Raw genomic sequence first — 22,149 nt, 5'->3', positions numbered from 1 at the left:
GTGCTCGTCGGCATGCCCCCGCCCCGCAATCCGCCGGATCGCCCGCCGCCGCCCGAACTGGGCCCCGCGAGCTCGCACGGATACAACTGTCGTTGCGTCGCACGGTATTTCGGTCTCGACCCGGCACCGTACGGCGAGCTTCCCGCATGCTCGCTGTCCGAACGCCAGTACCGGAAGCTGCTGGTGGAGGCGGGCAAGGTCCAGGACGAGGCCAAACGACTGGCCGTCACGCGGAATGTCGCGGACGCGCAGCGGAAGTACGCCCGGATGCGGGAGATCGCGCAGCGGCTCGACCGGACGGATCTCGAAGTCGCCGCCGTCAGCGATCTGGCCACGCTCTGCTATTCGGCGGGCGATCTGCGCGGCGCGCGGCAATGCGCCGAAGCCGTGCTCCACGTCTTCAAGGTGAGCGCGGCCGCCATCGTCCACTTCGGACAGTACGCCGAGGCGCGGATGATCGAAGGCTCCCGGGAGGTCGCCGAGCGCGTGCTCATCTCCCTGGCCACCGAGGAAGGCGACGTCGCCAAGGCGCGCGAGCTGATCGCCGGGCAGCGGCGCCGGGCGGCGTTCCGCAAGGAGGCGGGGCCGGACCAGTATCCGCCGGAGTTGCTCGACGTCCACGGAGCCGACGAGCTGGAACTGCGGATCCTCGACGTGCGCGTGCAGATCGCCGCCGGGGATTTCGCGGGCGCGCGGACGGCGGTCGAGGAGATCCTGGCGGAGTTGGACGCGCTCGCGGACAACGACGAAATCCGCGAGCGGGTCGTGCACCAGCAGGCCATGGTCAGGGCCGAACGGGCCCGGATCCGCCAGGCGGGTGGTGAAGACGCCGAGGCGCGGGCGGACCTGCTGAGGCTGACCGCTCAACACGGGGATGGTCCGCTGGCCGCGAAGATGGGCATCGGGCTGGCGGAGGCTCGTGCCCTCGCAGGTGATTTCCCCGGCGCGGTCGCCGCGATCGTCGCCGCCCGCGACGAACTCGCGGCGGCGGGCCTGACCGGCGATGTCGCGGAGGCGAGCCACGCGCTGGGCATGTTGCTGCTGCACGTGGGCGACGTCGCGCAGGCGAGAGCGCAGTTCGAACACGCGGGGACGATCCGGGCGGCCAACGGCGACGGCCCAGGCCTGCGTCTCGTGGACACGGCATTGGCCCGTTGCGCGGCGGCGGAACGCGACTGGGCGACGGCGGAGGACCACGCGAACCGCGCGAGGGAATCGGCGCGGTCGTCGGGGGACTGGTCGGATCGCCTGCACACGGATTTCGTCGCGGCTTCGATCGGGTTCGCTCGCGGAGAAGACCTCCCCGCGGTGCTGGATCTGCTGCTCCCGCTGGCGCTCGCGGCGGCGGAGTACCGGTTCGAGTTCGTCTCGCCGGAGGCGCGCACGGCGTGGGCACGCGACATCGCGGCCCCGACGATGGGGATGGCGCTGGCGTTGCTGGCTCGGCTTCAGGAGCCGAGGCTGGCGGCGGAACTCGTCGAGCGCGCCTGCGCCGTCGGCGCGTACACGGGCACGGAGGAACGGTCGCTTGACCTCAGCGGCGCGCTTCCCGCGTTCGAAGTGGGGCCGGTCGCCGAGGGACTTCCGTTGGCGGCACTGGGTTCCGTGACCGCGTCGCTTCCGCTGCGGCTCGCCCCGCCGCCCGCGCTGCGCTGGTCGCCCTCGTCGCCCATGGAGCTGGACCGATGGCTCGCCATCGCCGCCGAGCGGTATCGGCTGCCCGGCACGGTCGCCGAAACCGTCGAGACCTGGCCTGCCGCGAAGCCCGGGCGTGAGACGTTCCTCCTGCGCTTCGCCGACGCCGGGCACACCTTCCTCACCTGGCGGACCACCGAGGACCTCGACACCGTCCACGCGCACCCGATCGACTTCGCCCTGGTCGGGACCGCTCGTCAAGTCCTGGACGCCGCGTCCCCGACACCGCACGAAGGCGAAAGCGTGGCCGACGCGGTCCGGCGCTCACTGGGCGAAGACGCGTTCGGGAGCTTCGCCGGGGAACAACGCCTGGCGCGCGCCCTCGCGCTCAACCTCCTGCCCGCGGATCTGGTCGATCGGCTCCGGCGTGCCGCCGCCGGCGGAAACCGCCCGCTCCTGCGGATCCAGCCGTCGCCGAGCCTCGCCGGTGTCCCGTGGGGGCTGCTGGCGCTGCCCGACCGGCGGGCCGATCGTGTGCTGGAGATCGACGAGATCGGCTTCTGCTTCGACGGTGACGAGCGCGTCCTCGACGTCGCCGACGTCTCGCTGCTCGCCCCGGCCGCGATCCCGCGCCGCCCGACCTCGGCCGGCGGCCCGCCCGTCTACCTGCTCGACCCGCGAATCCCCGGCCAGAGCGCGTTCGGCGAACTGGGTTCCGTGCTCGGCAAACAGGACGCGACCTCGCCGCTGATCCGCCATCTCGACGAGCGGCTCGCCGACGGCCCGGTCCTTCCCGCCGCCGAACGCGCGCTCGATCTGGTGCGCCGCACCGACACCGACCGCCGCCTGCTCGCCGAACTGCTGGCGGAGCCCTGTTCGCGGCTGGTGTTCGCCGGGCACGTCAGCCGCGTCCGCGACGAGCACGGCGCGCAGACCGCGCTGCATCTGTCCTGTCCGGCCGATCTGCCGGGCACGGCCGCCCCGATCGGGACGCACCGGCCGTTCACCGCCGCCGACCTCGCACTGTCCGAACTGGACATGCCCGCGCGGGTGGCGCTCATCGGTTGTGCCAGCGCGAGCGATTTCGGTCTCGCCGAACCGTTCGGCGTGCTGCTCGCCGCCGTCGCGGCCGGAGCGGGCCTGGTCGCCGCCACGGTCTGGGCGCTGCCGACGTCGGCCGCCGTGCCCGGTGCGGACCCGATGTCCGAACTGGTCATCGCTGTCGACACCGCGCTCGCCGGTGCGGATCCGGTCACCGAGCTGTGCGCCTGGCAGCGGTCGAAGCTCGCCCGCTGGCGCGAGAATCCTGAACCGGCGGCCTCTCCGGTCTTCTGGGCGCCGCTGACCTGCCTCGACGCGACCGACGACGGGAAAACCTGGGTTCGGTAGCGGAACGCCCGGCCGAAGCTGTGTCCAGCAAGAACGACACGGCGAAAGGCGGCACCCGATGTTCAAGAAGATCCGCGACAAGATCAACGACGCGACGCAGCAGGGCATGGCGCGGGGCGAACAGGACTTCCGGCGCCACGCGGAGCAGTTCCGGCAGGCCGCCGCCGCGCAGGGCCACGACATCACCCCGCAGCTGCCCACTCCTCAGCTGGCCGCGCAGGCGTTCCGGAACCTCGACGCCGATCCGGACATGGCGGCGTTCCTGGCGCTGCCGATGGACGAGCAGTTGCGTCAGCAGCAGGAACTGCAGGCCTACGGCACCGAGCTGCGGCGGCTCTACGACACCTGCGAGCCCGCCACCCTGATCGTCCGCGAGCTTGAGCCGACCGGCCGGAAGATCGCCGGGCAGGCGCAGTACACCGCGACGCTCGAGGTCACCCGCGCCGACGGCACCACTTACCGGACGGTGACGCGGCTGATCACGCCGCTGGCGACGATCCAGCAGTACGCGCCCGGCACCCGTCACGAAGCCCGCGTCGACCCCGCCGACCCGGCGAAGGTCGCCGTGTTCGGGCCGATCGGTTAGGCGGGGCGATGTTCGGGACCTTCGAGTTCGGCCTGCCGGACGAACCCCGCCGTCCCGGCCTGCGGCTTTGGCTGCTCGGCGTGCCCACGACGCTCGCCTGGGCGGTCGCGGGCTGGTCGGGCGCCCTCGGCCTGCTGGACGGCTTCCGGTCGATGTCGCTGAACCGCGTCGATACTTGGGGGGCCGACGCGGGCCCGGCGGTCTCCCTCGTCCTGCTCTTCAGCATCTCGATCACGGTGGCTTCGTCGCTCGGCTTCGCGATGCTGTGGGGCGGGATGTCCGGGATGTCACTGCGCGGGATGGGCGTCGGCTTCCGGGCGAGCAGCCTGGCCGCGTCCCTCGGTATCGCGCTGGGCACCGGCGCCGCGATCCCGTCCTGGACGCCGCCGGAGTCGGTCGGGAAGCGGCTGCCGTCCGAACCCTGGACCGAGGTGGACTGGATCGTCTACTACGAGCCGTATCTCGTCCCGGCGGTGGCGGGCGTGACCGCGCTGGTCATGATCATGGTGCTGGGACGGGCGTTCGTCACGAAGGCCGAAGCGGACGACCGCGCGCAGGCGCTGGCCCAGACCGGCCGTCAGGTACTGGGTCACGTGCTCGGCGTCGAGTTCACCAACGTCTGGGTGATGGGGAATCCCCGGTTCACCGTACGGGTCCGGTTCCCCACCGACGCGGGGGAGCGGACCGTCGTCGCCACGATGATCACGCCGCCGCTGCAGGCACCGGCCCGCGGCTCGACGGTCAAGGTCACCTACGACCCGCGTGATCCGGACTCGGTCCGGATCGATCCGGATCCGGCGGATCGGGCGGCCGGCGGAAACCTCGGTGCCTTCCTGCCCCCGATGTTCTGATCGCCCTCTACACTCCCGCGGATGGACGAACAGACGGCAGAGGTGTCCACCGCGCAGGCGGTCCGCAAGGCGATGATCCGGCTGGTCCCGTTCCTCGGGCTGCTCTATCTGCTCAACTATCTCGACCGGGTCAACGTCGGGTTCGCGGCGCTCACCATGAACGTCGACCTCGGCATCAGCTCGGCGGCCTACGGGCTCGGCGCCGGCCTCTTCTTCGTCGGGTACTTCTTCTTCGAGGTGCCCAGCAACGTGATCCTGCACAAGGTCGGGGCGAGGGTCTGGATCGCGCGGATCATGGTCACCTGGGGCATCGTCGCCTCGGCCACCGCGTTCATCCAGGGCGAGGTCAGCTTCTACATCGTGCGGGTGCTGCTCGGTATCGCCGAGGCCGGGTTCTTCCCCGGCATCATCCTGTACCTGACCTACTGGTTCCCGCGGAAGGTGCGGGCCAAGATCGTCGCGCTGTTCTTCCTGGCGGTCCCGCTCTCGTCGGTCATCGGCAGCCCGATCTCCGCCTTGCTCATCAAGCACGGCGACGGGGCGCTCGGCTTCGACGCGGGCTGGCGCTTCATGTTCTTCGCCGAGGGCGTTCCTTCGATCCTGCTCGGTATCGCGGTGCTGTTCCTGCTGCCGAACCGGCCGAAGAACGCGAAATGGCTGACCCCGGACCAGCGCACCGCGCTGCAGACGACCCTCGACTCGGAGGACACCCGCGAGGTCGGCCACGAGGTGAGCACCCGGTCGGCGCTGACCGATCCGCGTGTGCTCGCGCTGAGCGCCGTCTACTTCGGCATCATCTTCGGCCTCTACGTGCTCGCGTTCTTCCTCCCGCAGGTGATCAAGGGCTTCGAGCAGCAGTTCCAGACCAAGTACGGCATCGTCGAGATCGGGCTCATCACGGCGATCCCGTACGCCATCGCCGCCGTCGCCATGGTGCTGTGGGCACGCCATTCCGACCGCACCGGCGAACGGGCCGGGCATGTCGCCATCGCCGCGTTCGTCGGCGCGGTCTCGATCGCCGCCGCGCTCTACCTGGGCTCACCGTTGCTGGTGATGGCCGCGGTGACGCTCTGCGCGGTCGGTGTGTTCACCGCGGTCCCGGTGTTCTGGCAGCTGCCGAACGCCTTCCTCACCGGAGTCGGCGCGGCCGCCGGGATCGGCCTGATCAACTCCTTCGGCAACCTTTCCGGTTTCGTGGGCCCGTACCTCGTCGGCTGGCTGCAGGGGCTGACCGGCAGCTTCCGGCCGGGTATGTGGGCCGTCGCGTTCTTCATGGGGATGGCGGGCTTCATCGCGTTGTTCTTCCGCCGCAAGGAGAAGGCGAAGGAGAAGGTCGCGGTCAAGTGAGGTGGTCGAAGTCGCCGTTCACCCACCGGATATGGGTCTCGGCGCTTCGGCGCACGACGGCGCGGGCGTCCCGATCGATCGTGTCGCCGCCCAGGGTGTAGAGCCGGTCGTAGGTGAAGTCGTCGAGCCGGTCGACGACGCGGCGGACCACGGCCGCCGACAGCGGGATGTGCTTGGGGAAGTTGCGCTGGAACGACACCCAACCCGGCGCGAGCCCACCCGAGATCGTGTCGCCCGCCAGGATGCTGCCGTCCGGTGTCCTGGCCACGGCGCTGCCGCGCATATGCCCGCCGAGCCGGATCAGTTCGAGGCCGGGCAGGGGTTCCACGTGCTCGTCCCAGAACTCGAACGCGGGATCGGGTGCGGGCAGCCATTCGCGGTTGCGTTCGTTGACCAGCACCGGGACCCCGCCCAGCGCGCGGCTCCAGCCGAGCTGGGCGCCGAACATGTGGGGATGGCTCGTGGCGATCACGGCGACGTCGCCGAGGCCGCGTACGACGTCGAGCACCTCGGTGTCCAACCAGGACGGCGGATCCCAGAGCAGGGTGCCCGCCGGGGTCGTCGCGATGAACGACCAGTGCCCGATCGCGAATTGCGGGTCTCGTTTGATGCTGTGCAGGCCGCGGCCGTGATCCCGGTGCAAGGTCTTGTGCGGCAAGGAGATCAGTTCTTCGTGCGTCCACCAGCGGCCGGTGTGCGCGCCGAGGTCACCGGCTTCCTCCATGCCGACCTCGCCGCGGTCGAGCACGCATCGGGGCGGCTCCGGGGTGGCTGGGTGTTCGATACCGCACCTGTCGCAAATCCACATGATCGAGAGCATGCGACCTCCAGTGCGCTGGAGGTCAAGACGCGTCTTTCCCCCGGCTCGCCGAGCCGGGGGAAAGACGGGTGATCAGCTGACGGTCGTCTTGCCGAGGACGGCGTCCTGGTCGGGCGGGTCGAGGGTGAGGTTGACGTCGAACTCGCCGAGCGAGCTGTCGGTGACGATATGCGAGGTCGCCGCGGCGTCCACGCTGCTGGTCGCCTCACCGGCGGGGGTCCCCGCCGGGATGGTGAAGTCGACCTTGCCCGTCGCGGTGAACTTCAGCGAACCCTCGGCGGGCACCTCGGTGTCCGGGATGGGCAGATCGATCGGGATCGACACCTTCTGCTCGCCGAGCGCGATGTTCACCTTCGAAGCGATGGTGCCGGAGAGCTTCTTGGCGCCGACCAGCCGGAGCCCGTCACCGGCGGCCTGGCCGGAATCGACGTCGAGGGTGAACGGCACCGAAATCGGCTCACCCGCCTTCGCCGTCGCCGGGATTTCCGCCTTCACCACCACCGCGACCTGCTGGTCGCCGATGATGGGGAAACCGCCCTTGTAGGTGAGATTCTTTTCGACGGCGGCCGCGGTCCCGGCCGCGGTGAGCATTACGGTTCCGGCGACCACGGCCGCGATCCCGGCCGCGCAGAATCGCCGGACACCCTTCCGTACGAGGGTTTCCGTCATGTCAGGTCCTTTCGTCGTTGAATGGGCTCGAAACCGAATGTAGGTGGAAAGTCACCAACGAGGAAAGGAAAAGATCTCTCGCGTTTTCTTTACGCTTCGATCTTGTCACGTGTATGTGGAATTCACCGGAGGCCCTTTGTCATTCGAAGGCGGAAAGGGGAAATGCCGTCCGCATTGTTGTCACCGTGGTGACAGGTGCGCCGTCCGCGCGGCGAACGACTATCGTCTTGATCGTGACCGAACGACCTGAGCCGTGGCACCTCCGGACACGCAGGTTCCTGCGCGCGACGGACCAGCGCCGGGAACTGGTGCGCGGCGCGCGGTTCCTCCGCGGCCTCGTTCCCGGGGACGCCGACCCGCCGGTGCTGTCGACGGGCCGCTCGTCCGACCGGATCGCCCGGCTGCTCGCCGAGGCGGGCGCCGACCGGCCCAGCGCCACCCGCGAGCTGGGGCTGGCCGCGGTCCAGGCGTGGCAGGCCGTCCGCCGTTCCGGCTCGCCGCCGCTGTCCGCGGACGGGATCACCGTGCTGTTCACCGACCTGGTCGGCTTCTCGACCTGGGCGCTGGAGGCCGGTGACGATCGCGTGCTGGAGCTGCTGCGGGAGGTCTCCAAGGTGACGGATTCGATCGTCGCCGGGCATCGCGGCAGTGTCGTCAAGGGGCTCGGCGACGGGGTGATGGCCGTGTTCGCCGACCCGGGCGAGGCGGTGAACGCCGCCTACGAGACGTGTTCCGCCGTGAGCGTGATCAAGGCCGATGGCTATCTGCCCCACCTGCGCGCGGGGCTGCACCGCGGGAACCCGCAGCGCGTCGGCGACGACTACCTCGGCGTCGACGTGAACATCGCCGCCCGGATCATGGCCGCCGCCGACGGCGACGAGGTCCTGGCCAGCGCCAGCGTCGTCGAAGAACTCGACCAGGACACCTTCACCGTGCGTCCGCGCCGGAACTTCCGGGCCAAGGGGACCCCGAAGGACCTGCGGGTCTTCCGGGTCGTTCCCCGATACTCCTCGTGAGTGGCAAGGACGGTTAGAACCGTCCTTGCCACTCACGAGGCAGTACGGCTAGCCGGGCATCTCCGAAGGCTGAGAGTCCAGGCCAGGTCGGGCCTTCGTCCAGCCACCGCGCGTGAAGTCCGGCACCGCCACCGGTTTCCCGCCGCGCGCGAGGGAGACCACGCTCAACGGCACGGGGGAGCACCAGGCCGCCGAGTCGTAGACGTCGATGTCCGGCACCAGCCCGGCGCGCATCTGCTGCACGATCCGCCACTGCAGCACGTAGTCCATGCCGCCGTGCCCGCCGAGATTCGGGTCGTCCTTGAGTTTCTTCCACAGCCAGTGGTCGTGGCGGTCGCGGTACGGCCCGAAGTCCTTCCACGCGTGCCCGCTGTGGTCGGGTTCGACGTAGATCCGGGCCGGGTAGTCCTCCACGATGCCGCGGCTGCCGGCGAGGCTGTTGATGCGGCTGTACGGACGCGGCGAGCTGACGTCGTGCTCGGCGCGGATGATCCTGCCCTGCTCGGTTTCGATCAGGCAGGTCACCAGGTCGCCGTTGATGTAAGTCTCTTTCCACGACGGGTGGCCCGGCGGCATGTGGCGTTCCCGGTAGTCGGCGAGCCCCTTCGGCTCGGTCGCCGTGGCGCGCAACGTGGCGAACCGGTCGCCGCGGTTGACGTCCATGCAGGCGGCGATCGGCGCGAGGCCGTGCATCGGGTAGAAACTCGCCGTACTGCGGGTGTGCCACTTCCGGCGCCACGCGTCGGTGTAGTACGTGTCGGAGAACAGCAGCTCGCGCAGGTCGTGCAGGTAGCCGCCGTGCCCGTTGGTGACCTCGCCGAAAACGCCCTGGTGCGCCATCTTGAGGATGGCCAGCTCGTTGCGGCCGTAACTGCAGTTCTCCGCGAGGAACAGGTGCTTGCGGGTCTGCTCGCTGGTGTCGACGAGATCCCACAGCTGGTCGAGCTCGGTGGCGATGGGCAGTTCGACGCCGACGTGTTTGCCGGACAGCAGCGCGGCCTTGCCCTGCGGGTAGTGGAACTCCCACGGCGTGGCGATGTAGACGAGGTCGATGTCGTCACGCGCGAGCATCTTCTTGTACGCGTCGGCGGATCCGCCGTACTCGGCCGGACGCGGACGCCCGGCGGCGGCGAGCTTGTCCGCCGCGGCCTTCGCGCGTTCGGCGCGGATGTCGCAGACGGCCGTGACCGCGGCACCCGGCACGGCGCTCCAGCCGCCGATCATGGACATCCCGCGGTTGCCGAGTCCGATCATCCCGATCCGGACGGTCTGGTGCCGCTCGAACGGGACGCCGATCATGCTGCGCTGACCAGGACGGCGGGGCGAGCTCGCGGCTTCTTCCGCGGCGGTGGCGGTCGCCGGGATCGCGGCGAGCGCCCCGGCGGCGAGCGCGCCACCGAACAGTGTCCGCCGGGAAACGGAGGGCAGGTCGTCGGCCATGAAGAACACTCCTTCGTGTCGCCTTCGGTGCCCAGACCTTGTCCAATCGCCGCCGGATATGTCAAGAGATGCGTCAAAGTAAGCAGTAAACTGCACTAATGCGCAGTTTGACTGTGTGTTCGCGGTCGATTCGCGCAACCCGGGTGCGCACACACCCGGGTCGCGCTCGGCGTCACCGGCGGATCATCACCTGGTCGATGGACTTGCGCACCAGGTTCGGCACCACGCAGTCGTCCGCCGGATAGCCGACCGGGATGACGGCGAACGCCTTCTCGTTCTGTGGGCGCTCGAGCAGTTCGCCGAGGAACCGCATGGGTGACGGCGTATGCGTCAACGCGGCCAGCCCGGAGAGGTGCAGCGCCGTGAGCAGCATGCCCACCGCGATGCCCACCGACTCGTCGACGTAGTAATGCTTGTGCTTGGTGCCGTCCTCGTCGAGGAAGTAGCGCTGCTGGAAGACCACGATGAGGTACGGGGCGTCGGTGAGGTGGGTCTTCACGGCGTCGGTGCCCAACGGGCGCAAGGCGGACAGCCATTCCTCGCCGAGCCTGCCCTCGTACGAAACGCGTTCCTCCTCTTCGGCTGCTTCACGGATCCGTTTTTTGGTCGCGGCGTCCTCGATGAGCACGAACGTCCACGGCTGCTGATGCGCGCCGCTGGGCGCGGTCGAGGCCACCGCGATGGCGTCGACGATCACCTGCTCGGGCACCGGGTCGGTCGAGAACATCCGCACGGTGCGGCGGCCGTCCATGCGACGGCGCAGATCGGCGGCGGTGGCCAGCGATTCCTTCGCGGGCATCCGCGCCGGACGATAGGGCACCGGCTCGAAGGGGTCGCCGTAGGTCGGGGTCCACTGTGCTGCGGTCATGGTGGCGATTCTGTCGGCGGAAAGGGCTTTCGGGAAGACCCGGCGCCGGGTTATGTCCCTGGAGTTATGCCGCCATCTGTCTCAAGTGGACGGACGCCGGGTGTCGTAACCGGCGGGTGGTTCCGGTACCTAGAGGGGCACTTAGCGGTGGTCGTCGCGAAGAGATAAGTACCTACCGCACGACTTTCGGCGGTGTCCGGTTTCTCTTGCCGCGCCCCAGAATCAGCACACCCGTCCCCATCGCGCGGCCGAATCCGGGCCGCAGAAATGAGTCGGAACCATGCGACTGCGCTCCTTCGCACTGATCGCCGGCACCGCCTTCGCGGCGCTGCTCGGCGTCACCGCCCCCGTGGCGTCCGCCGCGGAACCGTCCTCCGACGTCCAGCCGATGATCATCGGTGGCCAGTACGCGTCGAGCGGCCCGTGGGCGGCCAGGCTTTTCGCCAACGGCAGGCAGACCTGTACCTCGACGATCATCGCGCCGCAGTACATCCTGACCGCGAAGCACTGCGTGGCCAGCGGTGGCACGTTGACCTTCCGGATCGGCAGCCTCGACCAGCAGAGCGGCGGCACCATGGCCACCGGCTCCACCGTCACCCGCCACCCGAGCGCGGACCTCGCGATCGTGAAGCTGACGACTTCGGTCAACGCCACCTACTCGCCGCTGGGCACCACCGCCAACGTCTCCGTCGGCCAGACCGTCCAGGTCTACGGCTGGGGCGCGACGAGCCAGTGCGGCTCGGAGATCAACTGCCAGTCGCGCTACCTGAAGGTCGCCAACGTCTCGGTCACGTCGGTCTCCTGCCGTGACTACAACGGCGGCATCGCGGTGTGCGCGCGCCGCGGCGACGGCATCACCGCCGGCGGGGACTCGGGCGGCCCGATGTTCGCCTCCGGCCGCCAGGTCGGCGTCGCGTCGACGAGCGACCGGCAGACGACGACCGCGTACACGAACATCACGCGGTACCGGCCCTGGATTCAGCAGATCGCCGGCGTCTGACGTCCGGTTGTGGCGGGGCCCTCCTCGGCGGTTGCCGGGGAGGGCCCCGTCGGGACAAGCTCTGTTTCGCCGGCACCGCTGGAGCCTGGACACCGCAAGCCTGCCGCTCCGGAATCCCCCTGGCCGGTACCCGCTCGTCGAGGGGAGTCACCGGGCAAGGCACTTCCGGCGATCACGTCGAGGTCGTTTCTCCGACCGTGTGCGAATTCGGTGACGAAGACATTTTCGGGCAGGTTGTGCCGGATCCTGGCGGTGATCCGGTCGATGTCGCCGTGTTCGGCGGCCGGTAGTGGCGCTCCCGCTGCTTTTCTGAGTGCGGCGGCCGCGCCGAGCAGGCGGGCGGCGTGGTGGTGGTGATGGCCGGTGAGCGAGTGTGCCCCGGCCAATCCTTCCAGCGCGAGCGCGATCGCCCGTTGGTCGCCGGTGGCCTGTGCCGCGGCGTAGCCGTCGAGATGGAGGTCGAGCGCCGCCGGGGCGTCGCCTCGTTGTTCCGCGATGAAGCCGAGTTCGGCCAGGATCAAGGCGAGGCCGGGGGTTCCGTTCCAGCGTCGGCACCAGTCGAGCCAGTTTCGCAGATGTGTTTCGGCGGTATCGAGTTTGCCCTGCCTGCGCGCGCCGAGCCCGAGGCCGACTTCGGCGTGTTGGACGCCCCACTGGTGGGACTGTTCTGCGGCCAGTCGCATCGCTCGGGTGTGGAACTCCTCGGCTGTGCCGTAGTCGCCTGCCAGCAGGGCGCTGCGTCCGAGTCCGGACAGTTCGTACGCCGCTTCGGTCCATAACCCGAGTTCTTCGGCGTTGCGCAGGCCCTCACGGCGAAGACGTGCGGCGTCTTCGTAGTCGCCATTGATTTCGGACAGTGTGGCGAGGCGCTGCCTGGCTTTCATCTGCCCCCAGCCGTCGCCGAGTTCCTCGAAGAGGGTCAGGCTTTGACGGCCGAGCCGCCCGGCTTCGGCAATGTCGCCCTTGGCGAGAGCGAACGTGTGCGTGCTCAGGACGGCCGCGACGCCCCAGTCGTCGTCGGCGGCGCGGTAGGCCGACAGAAGCCGATCGATCCGGTCACCGGTCGTTGCCGGGGTGTCGAAACCGCTCTGCGCGAAGCTGAGGAACCACTCGGCCCACGCTCGCACGGCAGGGTCGGCGACGGTGTCGTTCACCGTGTCCAGTACGCCGCTCGGCACGACCGCGTCCGGATCGGTGGCATCGCGGATCAGCAGTGTGATGCCTGCTTGCCATACGGCAGCCACGGCCCGCGTCGCGGCAGGTGCTTGCCCGTGGAGGGGCAAGACGAGGTTCAGCAATCGGCGTGCTTCGCCGAGCCTGCCGCGCAGGAACCAGTACCAGCCCAGCGCGTTGACCAGCCGGAGAGCCACTTCCGCTTCGTCGTGCTGGATCGCGTCGTCCAGCGCCCGGTGGAGATTGGCGGTCTCGATGTCGAGGCGCCGCAACCAGTATTGTTGCTGTCTGCTTCGCAGGTGTGGCTCGGCGCGTTCGGCGAGTTCGGTGTAGTACCGGCGGTGCAACTGCCGGATCCGTTCGGACTCGTCCGCCTCGTCGAGCCGTTCGTGGCTGTAGGCCGCGACGGATTCGAGTAGCCGGTACCGAGGCCCGTCCGCGGTCTCGGTCATGACGACCAGCGAACGGTCCACCAGCCGGGCAAGCAGATCGAGGACCTCCCTCGCCCGCACTCCCTCGCCGGCACAGGTCGTTTCGGCCGCCTCGATGGTGCAGCCTCCGGCATGGACGGAAAGCCGGCGCAGCACCAGACGTTCGGCCTCGGTGAGCAGTTCCCAGCTCCAGTCGATCATCGCCCGCAATGTCCGCTGACGAGCAGGAGCTCCTCGTTTCTCGCCTGCCAGCAACCGGAACCGGTCGTCCACTCGTGCGGCCAGCTCCCGCGCGCCCAAGGCCCGGAGCCGGGTGGCGGCCAGTTCCAAGGCGAGAGGAATCCCGTCGAGCCGCCGGCAGATCGTGGCGACGGCGTCCGCGTTGTCCGCGGTCAGCTCGAACCCGGGTACGGCGGCGCTCGCTCGTGCCAGGAACAGCCTGACCGCGCTGGACTTGCGCACGGCTTCGATCGAGGCCCCGGGCGCCGGTGGCTCCAGCGGCGACACGGGCCACACCTGTTCCCCGTCGACCGCGAGCGGCTGACGGCTGGTCGCCAGGATTCGCAGCCCCGGCGCTGTCGACAGCAGCTGTTCGGCGAGTTCGGCGGCCGGCTCGGTCACATGCTCGCAGTTGTCCAGGACCAGCAGGAGTTGCTTCGTCCGCAAGGCACCGGTGAGCCGCTCGAGCGAGGAAACGGGACCAGAGGAGGGGAACGAGGCGGTTGTGGCGTCGTCGCGGAGGCCGAGGACCGCGGCGACCAGGTCGGTCAGTTCCGCTGACGTCCGCGGATCATCTTGGCGGTCCAGCATGGTCAGTTCGACCAGCCAGACGCCGTCGGGGAAGGCATCGACCAGACCGCCCGCCGTCTCCACGGCCAGCCGCGTCTTGCCGACACCGCCGGGGCCGGTCAGCGTCACCAACCGGGCCGTGTCCAGCGCCGAGCGCACCGCGCCGACGACGTCCGCTCTGCCGATCAGAGCACTCAGCGGGATGGGCAGGGTGGTGCGCGGCGCGGCACGGGAAGTGAGGCTGAGGTGGGTGGCCTGCTCCAGGATCGACTGGTGAAGGGCGGTCAGCTCGGGCCCGGGGTCCAGGCCCAGGTCCTCGGCCAACCGACGGCGGAGCCCGCTGTAGGCGGCCAGTGCCTCGGCTTGGCGCCCGGCGAGGTAGAGCGCACGCATGTGGACCGCGCACAGACGTTCTCTCAGAGGGTATCGAGCCATCAGTTCGCCGAGCTCGCCGGCGAGTGCGGCGGCGAGCCGGCCATCCGACTCCAGCCTCGCCTCGGCCTGCTCCTCCAGGACGACCAGCCGCTCCTCCTCAAGACGCCGGGCGAGATGCCCGGCGAACTCCGCGTCCTGGAAGTCCGCGAACGCCGGCCCCCGCCATTGCCGCAGGGCATCCGACAACAGCTCCGCCCGTGTGCGGGCGTCGCCGCTGATTCGCGCCTGCGCGGTCAGGTCCCGGAACCGGCCCATGTCGACCCTGGCCGGATCGACCCGCAGCAGGTATCCAGGCGGCTGGGACACCACCAGGTCCCGCCCTCCCGGCTCGGCGTCTTCCAACGCCCGCCGAAGCTGCCAGACCCTCGTCTGCAAGGTCTTTCGGGGGTTCAGCGGAAGCCGATCGCCCCACAGGTCCTCGATGAGCCGATCAGCCGACACCGGCCGTCCCTCGTAGACCAGCAGGGCCGCCAGCAGGGCACGGACCTTCGACTCCCGGACGTCGACCCGGGTCCCGTCCGCCGCCCACACGGCCAGCGGACCGAGCACTCCGAAACGCACGCCACCACGGTAACCGGCGGGCCGGCGGCCGGGGCGAGGCGCACCCGACCTAGACCGGACCTAGACCCGGCCTGGGGTGCCCCCTCCCAGAGTGGTGGTCACAGACCGAATGGAGTTGTAAATGATCGAGCACGAACCACCCGTCCCGGTGACGGTCATCGGCCTCGGCGCGATGGGCAAGGCGCTGGCCGCCGCGTTCCTGGCCGCCGGCCACCCCACCACCGTCTGGAACCGCTCGGCGGGCAAAGCCGACAGCCTCGTCGCGGACGGCGCGACGCGGGCGGCCACGATCACCGAGGCGGTCACGGCCAGTCCTCTGGTGGTCGTCTGTCTGCTGGACTACCCGGTTCTGCACGAGATCCTCGATCCGGTCGGCGACGCCTTGACCGGTCGAGCACTGGTGAACCTCACCAACGGCACTCCGGACCAGGCCCGCGAGACCGCTACCTGGGCGGCCCAGCGCGGCGCCGACTACCTCGACGGCGGCATCATGGCCGTGCCTCCGATGATCGGCCGACCGGAAGCCTTCGTCCTTTACAGCGGCTCACGGCGCGTCTTCGACCAGTACGAGCAGGCGTTGAACCGGCTGGGCATCGCCAAGTATGTCGGCGCCGCCGCGGGGTTGGCGTCGCTCTACGACCTGGCCCTGCTCAGCGCGATGTACGGCCAGTTCGCCGGAGCGAGCCACGCACTCGCCCTCGTCCGCACGGAGAAGGCCGATCTCACGGAATTCGCCTCGTCCCTGCTGGCCCCCTGGCTGACCGCGACGACCGTCGCGTTCCCCCTGCTCGCCGAACAAAACGACACCAGCACACAGGCGGGCGAGGAATCCGCTTCCCCGCCGGACATGCAGGCGGTGGCCATCGCCAACATCGTCACGACCAGCAACGCCCAGAACGTCGACAAAGCCCTGCTCTCCCACCTGCTCATCCCTCTGCGGGACCTCATCGGCCAGCCCGCACACGACCGGGACCTCGCCGGAATGGTCGACCTGATCAGAAACCCACGGAGTAAACGATGAACGAGTATTCGGGCAAGAAGGCCGTCGTCGCGGGCGGAACGCACGGCATGGGACTCGCCGTCGTGAAGGCGCTACTCGACGGTGGCGCGGAAGTCGTGCTGACGGGCCGCAACGAGAAGAACATCGAAACGGCGCGGACCCGACTCGCGCCCCCCGCCGCACACGTGGTCCGATCCGACGCCACCAGCATGGCCGACATCCACGCGCTCGGCGACCTCGTCGAAGAAAAGCTCGGCCGGATCGACTTCGTATTCGTCAACATCGGACTCGCCAGGCTCGAACCCTTCGACCAGGTAACCGAAACGTCCTACGACCAAAGCTTCGACACCAACACCAAGGGCGCGTTCTTCACCACCCAGCGGCTGGCTCCTCTCATCCGCGATGGCGGCTCGATCGTCTTCACCGCCTCCATCGCCGACGAAGGCGGAACAGACGCCCTGACCGTCTACTCCGGAGCGAAAGCCGCGGTCCGGGCGTTCGCCAAAGGAATCGCCCACGCGCTGCTGCCCAGGAACATCCGGGTGAACGTGGTCAGCCCCGGCTTCATCGACACCCCGACAATGGGTATCACCGGGCTGACCGACGAGAGCCGGGACGCCTTCATGAAAATGGGAGACATGGCAACCCCGATGCAGCGGCACGGCAGCGTCGAGGAAGTCGCCGCGGCCGTGCTGTTCCTCGCCTTCGACGCGACCTTCACCACCGGAGCCAGACTGACCGTCGACGGCGGGATCGGCCAAGGAATCCCCGCACCCCAGTAAGGACGGCATCGCGCGGACGAGAGCGGCGGGTTCCGACGCGATTGCCGGCGAGCAACATTTCGCTTTGAGCCTGACCGCGGACGGGTGGCTGATGGGGGCCGGTGCTCTCACCGGCCCGGGGCGCCGACCGCCGGCAGAGTGCGCATCGCTTTGACAGCAAGCATCGTGAGCGGCGTCGCTATCACCAGTACCGCCGCGGCCTGCACGGCGGCGATCGCGATCATGACGTCCAGGTCCGCGGTGCGCGCGGCGAACTGGAGGTAGTCCAGCAGCGTCACGACACGCTGTCCCAGTGCGGTGAGCGCGAACAGTGCCAGTGTCGTCGACCAGGACACCGTCGCGCTTCGCCAGCTCATCCCGGGCACGCTCAAGTACATGACGGCGGCGACGAAGACAGCGGTGCAGACCACGCCTGGCCAGTCCACCAAGCCCGGAGCACTGAAATAGGTAAGCAAGAGCGGGACCGTCAGGAGGGAGACACCGACCGGCAGCGCGATGAGCCACGGCCGTGCTTTCACCGGTGAAGCCAGCCGGTGGAACGCGGCCAGCGCCAGCACCGGCACCGCGTCCACGAGGAGCCCGGTGACCCGAGAGAGGCCGTACACCCCCTCGACGGTCGCGAAATCCACGGTGAAGAAGACCACGGATTGGGCCAGGGCCAGTGCCGCGAGCGAGCGCGCCGAGCGCCATCGCCCGGTCACCAGGGACAGATAGGCCGCCACCCACACCAACCCGAACAGGGCCTGCACGTCGGCGGCCCGATCGACGGCCACCACGTTCGTCACCCAGGGAGACCACAGCCACGCCCCCAGACCGGCGAGAGCCGCCACCGCTTGCACGAGCAGCCCCACCAGCGCGAGCCGCCGCACCGTCTCGCCCCAGGCGAGGTAACGGGGCGGCGAACCGTCACCCCCGAGCCGCAGTCGCACCGCCAGCGCCACGACACTGGCGACTTCCGGCAGGCTCGGCCGACCGTAGTCGGCGGCGAACTCCGCGTCTTCGGTGTCCTCAGGTTGCTCGCTCTGCAGGAATGTGGCGACCATGTCCTCTTCCCACGCCTGCCGGTAGGAGGCGGGAAGCAGTCGCAGAACCCGCCGGTACCGGTCCTCCAGGCGGTTCATGCCAGGCCCCCGGTGTCCGCGGGCCGCCACGCGCGCAGCCGTTCCGAGGCGGCACGGGCGTTGGCAGCCTGCCGCTGGACCTCGGCCGCGAGGGCTGTGCGCCCGTCCTCAGTCAGCCGGTAGTACCGGCGGAGCCGCCCGTTGGCGACCTCTTCCCGGTCCGGCTCGACCAGGCCGTCCGCGACCAGCCGGTCCAGCACGCCGTACAGCGTTCCGACCTTCAGCCGCACACGGCCGTCCGAAAGATCGCTCACCTCGCCCACGATCCCGTACCCGTGACGCGTCGTGTCCACCAGCGCGGTGAGGACGAAGAACGCCTGCTCCGTCATCGTTCGACCTGCCATGGACCCAATATATCGTGAATCGATATATTGTGCCATGCGCAAACCGGTGTCACCGGTCGTCGCCGGCCGCCGGATCGAAACCCGGCGCCGACGGTTCATGCAACAGAGCCGATGACGGCGCCCCAGAGCAGCCACTGCTCAGATGGTGTAGTCGGCGGACCTTTCAGTCCTCGGCCTGTGACCGAACTTCGACTCATACGCCTTGATGAGGGCACGGTCGGTGACCTTCTCGCCCGCCGCGAGCCGTGCCAGGTGTGGCACCAGCCACCGGGCCTTGCAGGCGTCGAACTCCTCGGCGTACGTCTCGTCCAACTTGCCGTCGAGGATCACCTGCGTGACGGCGCGCTGCCCGCCGACGTTGACGATGTGCGGCCCCATCGAGAAGTTGAGCAGTGTCGTCTTGCCACGCGGGTAGACGCTGATCGTCACCGGGTGCGGCCAGCCAGTGGCGCCTTCGGGTGAGTGGCCGAGCACCAGGAACTCCAGTTGTCCGCTTATGTGGTCAGCCATGAGCCTCTTTCGCAGTCGTGGTCACGCTCCTCGGTAGGGCCGCATCAGGCACCAGTCAGGATGGCGCGGACGTGCGTGATCCATGGGCGTCGAGTCTGCCACGTCCAGCCGCGCGGCAAATGGCTCGACAGCAGTTCAAGGCGGTGAGCACACTGTCCCGGTGATCAGTTTCCACTTCCGGCTGAGGCCGCTGGCCGAGGTCGAGCCATGGGGTGATCGCCGTCTGCACTGGTTCGCTTTGACCGACGGCTGGTACTGGATCGAAGTGGCCGGACACAAGCTGTTCCACCACCCATCGAATACCGTTGTGGGACAGTCGGCTTCAGTCGACTACTACGTCGCCCGGCTGTGGGAAGACATTCAGGAAGTGCTGCCGTCCTTGCTGGAACCGGTGCCCGCCGACCTCGTCGACCGAATGACCCGCGATCAGGATGCCTGGTGCGGGGCAGGTGTCGAGGACTCGGAGACAGCTCTCGACTGGTACAGCAGCCACGTCATGCACACCAGCTACCTCGCCGCCTCACCACTCATCATGTGGTGGCGGTCGATCGTCGGCCAGGACACGATCACCGTCGACTGGCGGCACACCACCGAACACGGACTTGACTGCACTGTGCCAAGGCAAGGACAGGCAAGCGTCCCCACCGAGCAGTTCCTGCGCGCCGTGGAGGACTTCGACCGAGAACTGATCGACGCGATGAACCAGCGCATCACCGAGATCGAGGCCCACGGGCTGGATACAGGCACCCAACTCGACCTCGAACAGTTCCGCCACGAACACCAGCAGCGTTCACGATCCCTGGCCGCCACGCTGCGGCACGTACCCGCGACGGACTGGACAGCTGTTCGCGAAGGTGTCGCGCGCATCTTCCCAACACGAACTCCGACGCCACCGTCCGTGGCCACGGACCCTGGTCACTGACTGCACTTTCGTAGCCGCTCAGTGGCATGAGCGGACCTTCCGAGCTCCTCGCGTCATGAAAGACATTGGCGACAAGACTCACGTAGTAGGCTCTAATTTCCGTAGAAGAGTCGAAGCCACCCGGACGCTGTGAACTCCTTCGTCGTTACCTCGACGTGAGTGAAATCTGTCAGATCGAGGTAACCGGGGCGGATGACCTCGTCGCGAATGGTATCGGCGAGTATGAGTGCAAGGACCACATCCTCGTTGTCCATGATCGCGGCGCGAAGGACAGTGCTATCCACCATGCGGTGGAGATCTGTGACCAGTTCACCCGTGTAGCCGGGTGGGTCGGTGCCGATGGCGCCGCTGCCGATGGCAATCCGCAGCCGCATGCGGTCGTGGTATCGGCGGTTGTCCTGGGCAAGGCGTTCGGTCAGTGCCGAAATCAGTCTTGGCACCACGCGTGACGACGTCACTCCTTCCGGCAGGAACACCACTTTCGAATCGCCAGCGTCGACGCTATTCACGTCCGCGTCGGAAAAGCCCAGGTCGGCGATCACCTGGTCTGCCAGGGTGTCAATCCGGTGGTACAGGTTCTTCTGCTCTTCGACGCCGCGTCGCCCGAAACCGGCGACGTCCACCACAAACCCCAGCCTCGGCTTATTGCCACTAACCGGAGCTGGTTTGACCGGACCCACCGCGTCGGTGTGCCTCTCAGACGAAGATGTGGAGCCAGGCTCGGTGCTGGCCGCGGTCGGCATCTCAAGATCAAACCTTGAACGAAGTGTGCCTATCGCGCGGGTCAAGTTCGGATCACGGCGAAGGAGACCCTTCTGCTCCAGTGAGCGCAACACATATGCCACCGAGGACGTCGACGTGAGCCCGACTGCCTCCCCAATCTCACGTATACTCGGTGGATACCCGAGACGTTCCACCGAGCTTCGGATCACCTCGACAACCTTACGTTCTCGCACGGTCAGTTTTGCGGCCGACGAAGTCAATAGCGACGCCTGTTCTGGTTGACGGTCCGCGGGAACACGGGTGTCGGTGACGCTCTGCGTACGTCGCGTCGCGTGACCACGCGGTCGACCATCCGATGTCTGTGGTTCCGTATTTTCCTCGGTGGCCAGCGCCCTGATGGACTCCACGTCAAATCCTGCGGACGAAGCGGGAGCTGCACCTGCTCCTTCCTCCTCGTCATCGGCAGACATCCGGGCCAACTCCGCGACTATGGGCAACGTTGGCCGTCCGATCCTTCGATCCAGAACAACTCGAAGGCGGGCCGCGGCGATCTGTTCCGCCGTGGGACGTAGCGACTCACTCACGCTGGGCACCCCCGTCGTCCACGTGCACCTCGGTGTGCCCTTCAAGCTCAATCTCCCTGAGCAATGGCTTCAACACCCGGTCTGCGAACACATCCATTAGCTTCAACTCGTCCGGACCAGCAAGGTCCGATTCCGCCAGCGCCGACATGAGATGGAGACCCGCAACGCGCTTCCGCGGCGACTCGTCAACCGCATACGCCAAGATTTCGTAGAATCGCTTAGACCACTCCTCACGGCGACCCTGTTCCTCGCGCTGCTCGGTGGCTCGATCTCCCACCCTTCCGTTCATTCGCACACCCAGAAGTGCGCCAGTCGCTGTTAACACCCCCACCAGAAATGTCGCACACACCTGCAGCCACGGACTCATGCACACCTCCCAACCGCCAGACGCACATCGATCGTACGCACGTCGTGGGTTGAGCTGGCAAGAAAGGGGCGACTCAACCTGCGCCGCCGAACTTGTCCCAGATGCGGCTTCCTGACTGACTCAGAGTGAACGCGGCACGCAGATTCGAGCACGAAGGTCACGCCCGCTCATCGGCATGAGCGCGCCCCGACAGGTGCGTGCTCATGCCGATGAGCGGATGTTCGGCGACTGCTGTGGTGGTACTCGCCTCGGGAGCAGTGCGGTTCGTCGCCGCCGTCCCCGAGCCGCTGGACTGGCGGCGCGTGCTCGTCGGAGACGACATCGTCATGCGATGCTCGGCTCATGACCGGCCGCGGTGACGAACTTCCTGTGCTCACGATCGACGGAGCCCGCTTCTCGGACTTCGACGGCTTCACCCAGGAGTTTTCACGACTGCTGACCAACCACGCCTGGCGAGGGAATCTGGACGCCTTCAACGACGTGCTCCGAGGTGGCTTCGGCACACCAGAAGGCGGATGGGTTCTACAGTGGCTCAACTCCGCGACGTCCCGTTCCGCACTTGGCTACGCCGAGACGATCCGGCACCTCGAAGACCTTGTTCTCACCTGCCACCCGTCGAACCGACCGGACATCGAGGCAAGGATCGATGACGCACGACGGCGGGAAGGGCCGACACTCTTCGACGACATCGTCCGCATCATCCGCGACCACGGCCCAGGTGGTGACGAATCGGAAGACGGCATCCTCCTGACGTTGTCGTAGATGACCATGCCTTGACGACAACGT

At 68.3% G+C, this 22,149-nt stretch carries 21 protein-coding genes; 11 read left to right on the top strand and 10 right to left on the bottom strand.

The window, feature by feature from the left end; translation table 11 throughout:
* From ACFWIW_RS10350 to ACFWIW_RS10335, 4 genes are read left to right on the top strand one after another with little or no spacing between them, the layout of a single operon-like run.
* Positions 1 to 3,024 carry a hypothetical protein gene (locus ACFWIW_RS10350; protein ID WP_378368147.1) on the top strand — a complete coding sequence of 1,008 codons (3,024 nt, stop codon included), beginning with the start codon at positions 1 to 3 and terminating at the stop codon, positions 3,022 to 3,024.
* 58 nt (positions 3,025 to 3,082) lie between these two features.
* A complete protein-coding gene (locus ACFWIW_RS10345) occupies positions 3,083 to 3,610 on the top strand; it encodes a hypothetical protein (RefSeq protein ID WP_378368146.1) in 528 nt (175 codons plus the stop codon).
* A gap of 8 nt (positions 3,611 to 3,618) precedes the next feature.
* Positions 3,619 to 4,461, top strand: a complete 843-nt coding sequence (locus tag ACFWIW_RS10340; RefSeq protein WP_378368145.1) for a DUF3592 domain-containing protein — start codon at positions 3,619 to 3,621, stop codon at positions 4,459 to 4,461.
* Positions 4,462 to 4,482: 21 nt separating this feature from the next.
* Positions 4,483 to 5,808: an MFS transporter gene (locus ACFWIW_RS10335; RefSeq protein WP_378368144.1), complete on the top strand. Its 1,326-nt coding sequence runs from the start codon at positions 4,483 to 4,485 to the stop codon at positions 5,806 to 5,808.
* Here the strand turns inward: ACFWIW_RS10335 and ACFWIW_RS10330 are convergent.
* Together ACFWIW_RS10330 and ACFWIW_RS10325 are read right to left on the bottom strand one after the other, a co-directional pair.
* Positions 5,801 to 6,628: a hydrolase gene (locus ACFWIW_RS10330; RefSeq protein WP_378368143.1), complete on the bottom strand. Its 828-nt coding sequence runs from the start codon at positions 6,626 to 6,628 to the stop codon at positions 5,801 to 5,803. The two genes, ACFWIW_RS10335 and ACFWIW_RS10330, sit on opposite strands and share 8 nt — an antisense overlap.
* Before the next feature lie 72 nt (positions 6,629 to 6,700).
* Positions 6,701 to 7,297, bottom strand: a complete 597-nt coding sequence (locus ACFWIW_RS10325) for a DUF6801 domain-containing protein (RefSeq protein WP_240599127.1) — start codon at positions 7,295 to 7,297, stop codon at positions 6,701 to 6,703.
* A 227-nt stretch (positions 7,298 to 7,524) separates the two neighbouring features.
* Here ACFWIW_RS10325 and ACFWIW_RS10320 point away from each other — a divergent pair, with 227 nt between their 5' ends.
* The gene (locus tag ACFWIW_RS10320; protein WP_378368142.1) at positions 7,525 to 8,313 is read left to right on the top strand and encodes an adenylate/guanylate cyclase domain-containing protein; all 789 of its coding nucleotides are present in this window, start codon (positions 7,525 to 7,527) and stop codon (positions 8,311 to 8,313) included.
* A gap of 48 nt (positions 8,314 to 8,361) precedes the next feature.
* On the opposite strand, the gene ACFWIW_RS10315 is transcribed toward ACFWIW_RS10320, so the two are convergent.
* On the bottom strand, positions 8,362 to 9,753 hold the full coding sequence (locus ACFWIW_RS10315) for a Gfo/Idh/MocA family protein (RefSeq protein ID WP_378368141.1): 1,392 nt from the start codon (positions 9,751 to 9,753) through the stop codon (positions 8,362 to 8,364).
* Between the two features lie 172 nt (positions 9,754 to 9,925).
* Complete coding sequence (locus tag ACFWIW_RS10310) at positions 9,926 to 10,621, bottom strand: nitroreductase family protein (RefSeq protein ID WP_378368140.1); 696 nt, start codon at positions 10,619 to 10,621, stop codon at positions 9,926 to 9,928.
* A gap of 280 nt (positions 10,622 to 10,901) precedes the next feature.
* Here ACFWIW_RS10310 and ACFWIW_RS10305 point away from each other — a divergent pair, with 280 nt between their 5' ends.
* A complete protein-coding gene (locus ACFWIW_RS10305; RefSeq protein WP_378368139.1) occupies positions 10,902 to 11,621 on the top strand; it encodes a S1 family peptidase in 720 nt (239 codons plus the stop codon).
* Here the strand turns inward: ACFWIW_RS10305 and ACFWIW_RS10300 are convergent.
* The gene (locus ACFWIW_RS10300; RefSeq protein WP_378368138.1) at positions 11,600 to 15,010 is read right to left on the bottom strand and encodes a BTAD domain-containing putative transcriptional regulator; all 3,411 of its coding nucleotides are present in this window, start codon (positions 15,008 to 15,010) and stop codon (positions 11,600 to 11,602) included. The genes ACFWIW_RS10305 and ACFWIW_RS10300 overlap by 22 nt on opposite strands.
* Before the next feature lie 121 nt (positions 15,011 to 15,131).
* On the opposite strand from ACFWIW_RS10300, the gene ACFWIW_RS10295 reads away from it, so the two are divergent.
* Complete coding sequence (locus tag ACFWIW_RS10295; RefSeq protein ID WP_378368137.1) at positions 15,132 to 16,031, top strand: NAD(P)-dependent oxidoreductase; 900 nt, start codon at positions 15,132 to 15,134, stop codon at positions 16,029 to 16,031.
* The gene (locus tag ACFWIW_RS10290) at positions 16,028 to 16,792 is read left to right on the top strand and encodes an SDR family oxidoreductase (protein ID WP_378368136.1); all 765 of its coding nucleotides are present in this window, start codon (positions 16,028 to 16,030) and stop codon (positions 16,790 to 16,792) included. The genes ACFWIW_RS10295 and ACFWIW_RS10290 overlap by 4 nt, the downstream gene beginning before the upstream one ends.
* A gap of 107 nt (positions 16,793 to 16,899) precedes the next feature.
* Here the strand turns inward: ACFWIW_RS10290 and ACFWIW_RS10285 are convergent, their stop codons facing one another.
* From ACFWIW_RS10285 to ACFWIW_RS10275, 3 genes are all read right to left on the bottom strand, one after another.
* Positions 16,900 to 17,913: a hypothetical protein gene (locus tag ACFWIW_RS10285; protein WP_378368135.1), complete on the bottom strand. Its 1,014-nt coding sequence runs from the start codon at positions 17,911 to 17,913 to the stop codon at positions 16,900 to 16,902.
* A complete protein-coding gene (locus tag ACFWIW_RS10280) occupies positions 17,910 to 18,257 on the bottom strand; it encodes a PadR family transcriptional regulator (RefSeq protein WP_378368134.1) in 348 nt (115 codons plus the stop codon). The genes ACFWIW_RS10285 and ACFWIW_RS10280 overlap by 4 nt, the downstream gene beginning before the upstream one ends.
* A gap of 138 nt (positions 18,258 to 18,395) precedes the next feature.
* Complete coding sequence (locus ACFWIW_RS10275; protein WP_378368133.1) at positions 18,396 to 18,767, bottom strand: hypothetical protein; 372 nt, start codon at positions 18,765 to 18,767, stop codon at positions 18,396 to 18,398.
* 160 nt (positions 18,768 to 18,927) lie between these two features.
* On the opposite strand from ACFWIW_RS10275, the gene ACFWIW_RS10270 reads away from it, so the two are divergent.
* Positions 18,928 to 19,689: a DUF5984 family protein gene (locus ACFWIW_RS10270; protein WP_378368132.1), complete on the top strand. Its 762-nt coding sequence runs from the start codon at positions 18,928 to 18,930 to the stop codon at positions 19,687 to 19,689.
* 92 nt (positions 19,690 to 19,781) lie between these two features.
* Here the strand turns inward: ACFWIW_RS10270 and ACFWIW_RS10265 are convergent, their stop codons facing one another.
* Together ACFWIW_RS10265 and ACFWIW_RS10260 are read right to left on the bottom strand one after the other, a co-directional pair.
* Positions 19,782 to 20,882, bottom strand: a complete 1,101-nt coding sequence (locus tag ACFWIW_RS10265; RefSeq protein ID WP_378368131.1) for a hypothetical protein — start codon at positions 20,880 to 20,882, stop codon at positions 19,782 to 19,784.
* 106 nt (positions 20,883 to 20,988) lie between these two features.
* Positions 20,989 to 21,363 carry a hypothetical protein gene (locus tag ACFWIW_RS10260; RefSeq protein WP_378368130.1) on the bottom strand — a complete coding sequence of 125 codons (375 nt, stop codon included), beginning with the start codon at positions 21,361 to 21,363 and terminating at the stop codon, positions 20,989 to 20,991.
* Between the two features lie 203 nt (positions 21,364 to 21,566).
* Here ACFWIW_RS10260 and ACFWIW_RS10255 point away from each other — a divergent pair, with 203 nt between their 5' ends.
* Together ACFWIW_RS10255 and ACFWIW_RS10250 are read left to right on the top strand one after the other, a co-directional pair.
* Positions 21,567 to 21,722: a hypothetical protein gene (locus tag ACFWIW_RS10255; RefSeq protein ID WP_378368129.1), complete on the top strand. Its 156-nt coding sequence runs from the start codon at positions 21,567 to 21,569 to the stop codon at positions 21,720 to 21,722.
* The gene (locus tag ACFWIW_RS10250) at positions 21,706 to 22,125 is read left to right on the top strand and encodes a barstar family protein (RefSeq protein ID WP_378368128.1); all 420 of its coding nucleotides are present in this window, start codon (positions 21,706 to 21,708) and stop codon (positions 22,123 to 22,125) included. The genes ACFWIW_RS10255 and ACFWIW_RS10250 overlap by 17 nt, the downstream gene beginning before the upstream one ends.
* Positions 22,126 to 22,149 lie beyond the last annotated feature (24 nt).

This window comes from Amycolatopsis sp. NPDC058340, from assembly GCF_042723975.1.
Lineage (GTDB): Bacteria > Actinomycetota > Actinomycetes > Mycobacteriales > Pseudonocardiaceae > Amycolatopsis.
Note: the sequence above shows the minus strand (reverse complement) of the source record. Positions and strands in the feature narration are given on the sequence as shown.

Excerpts from the sequence above, each read along its gene's own strand:
- ACFWIW_RS10345 (WP_378368146.1), top strand. The coding sequence starts at position 3,083 with ATGTTCAAGAAGATCCGCGACAAGATCAACGACGCGACGCAGCAGGGC.
- ACFWIW_RS10340 (WP_378368145.1), top strand. The coding sequence starts at position 3,619 with ATGTTCGGGACCTTCGAGTTCGGCCTGCCGGACGAACCCCGCCGTCCC.
- ACFWIW_RS10335 (WP_378368144.1), top strand. The coding sequence starts at position 4,483 with ATGGACGAACAGACGGCAGAGGTGTCCACCGCGCAGGCGGTCCGCAAG.
- ACFWIW_RS10330 (WP_378368143.1), bottom strand. The coding sequence starts at position 6,628 with ATGCTCTCGATCATGTGGATTTGCGACAGGTGCGGTATCGAACACCCA.
- ACFWIW_RS10325 (WP_240599127.1), bottom strand. The coding sequence starts at position 7,297 with ATGACGGAAACCCTCGTACGGAAGGGTGTCCGGCGATTCTGCGCGGCC.
- ACFWIW_RS10315 (WP_378368141.1), bottom strand. The coding sequence starts at position 9,753 with ATGGCCGACGACCTGCCCTCCGTTTCCCGGCGGACACTGTTCGGTGGC.
- ACFWIW_RS10310 (WP_378368140.1), bottom strand. The coding sequence starts at position 10,621 with ATGACCGCAGCACAGTGGACCCCGACCTACGGCGACCCCTTCGAGCCG.
- ACFWIW_RS10305 (WP_378368139.1), top strand. The coding sequence starts at position 10,902 with ATGCGACTGCGCTCCTTCGCACTGATCGCCGGCACCGCCTTCGCGGCG.
- ACFWIW_RS10295 (WP_378368137.1), top strand. The coding sequence starts at position 15,132 with ATGATCGAGCACGAACCACCCGTCCCGGTGACGGTCATCGGCCTCGGC.
- ACFWIW_RS10290 (WP_378368136.1), top strand. The coding sequence starts at position 16,028 with ATGAACGAGTATTCGGGCAAGAAGGCCGTCGTCGCGGGCGGAACGCAC.
- ACFWIW_RS10285 (WP_378368135.1), bottom strand. The coding sequence starts at position 17,913 with ATGAACCGCCTGGAGGACCGGTACCGGCGGGTTCTGCGACTGCTTCCC.
- ACFWIW_RS10280 (WP_378368134.1), bottom strand. The coding sequence starts at position 18,257 with ATGGCAGGTCGAACGATGACGGAGCAGGCGTTCTTCGTCCTCACCGCG.
- ACFWIW_RS10275 (WP_378368133.1), bottom strand. The coding sequence starts at position 18,767 with ATGGCTGACCACATAAGCGGACAACTGGAGTTCCTGGTGCTCGGCCAC.
- ACFWIW_RS10265 (WP_378368131.1), bottom strand. The coding sequence starts at position 20,882 with ATGTCTGCCGATGACGAGGAGGAAGGAGCAGGTGCAGCTCCCGCTTCG.
- ACFWIW_RS10260 (WP_378368130.1), bottom strand. The coding sequence starts at position 21,363 with ATGAGTCCGTGGCTGCAGGTGTGTGCGACATTTCTGGTGGGGGTGTTA.
- ACFWIW_RS10255 (WP_378368129.1), top strand. The coding sequence starts at position 21,567 with ATGCCGATGAGCGGATGTTCGGCGACTGCTGTGGTGGTACTCGCCTCG.
- ACFWIW_RS10250 (WP_378368128.1), top strand. The coding sequence starts at position 21,706 with ATGACCGGCCGCGGTGACGAACTTCCTGTGCTCACGATCGACGGAGCC.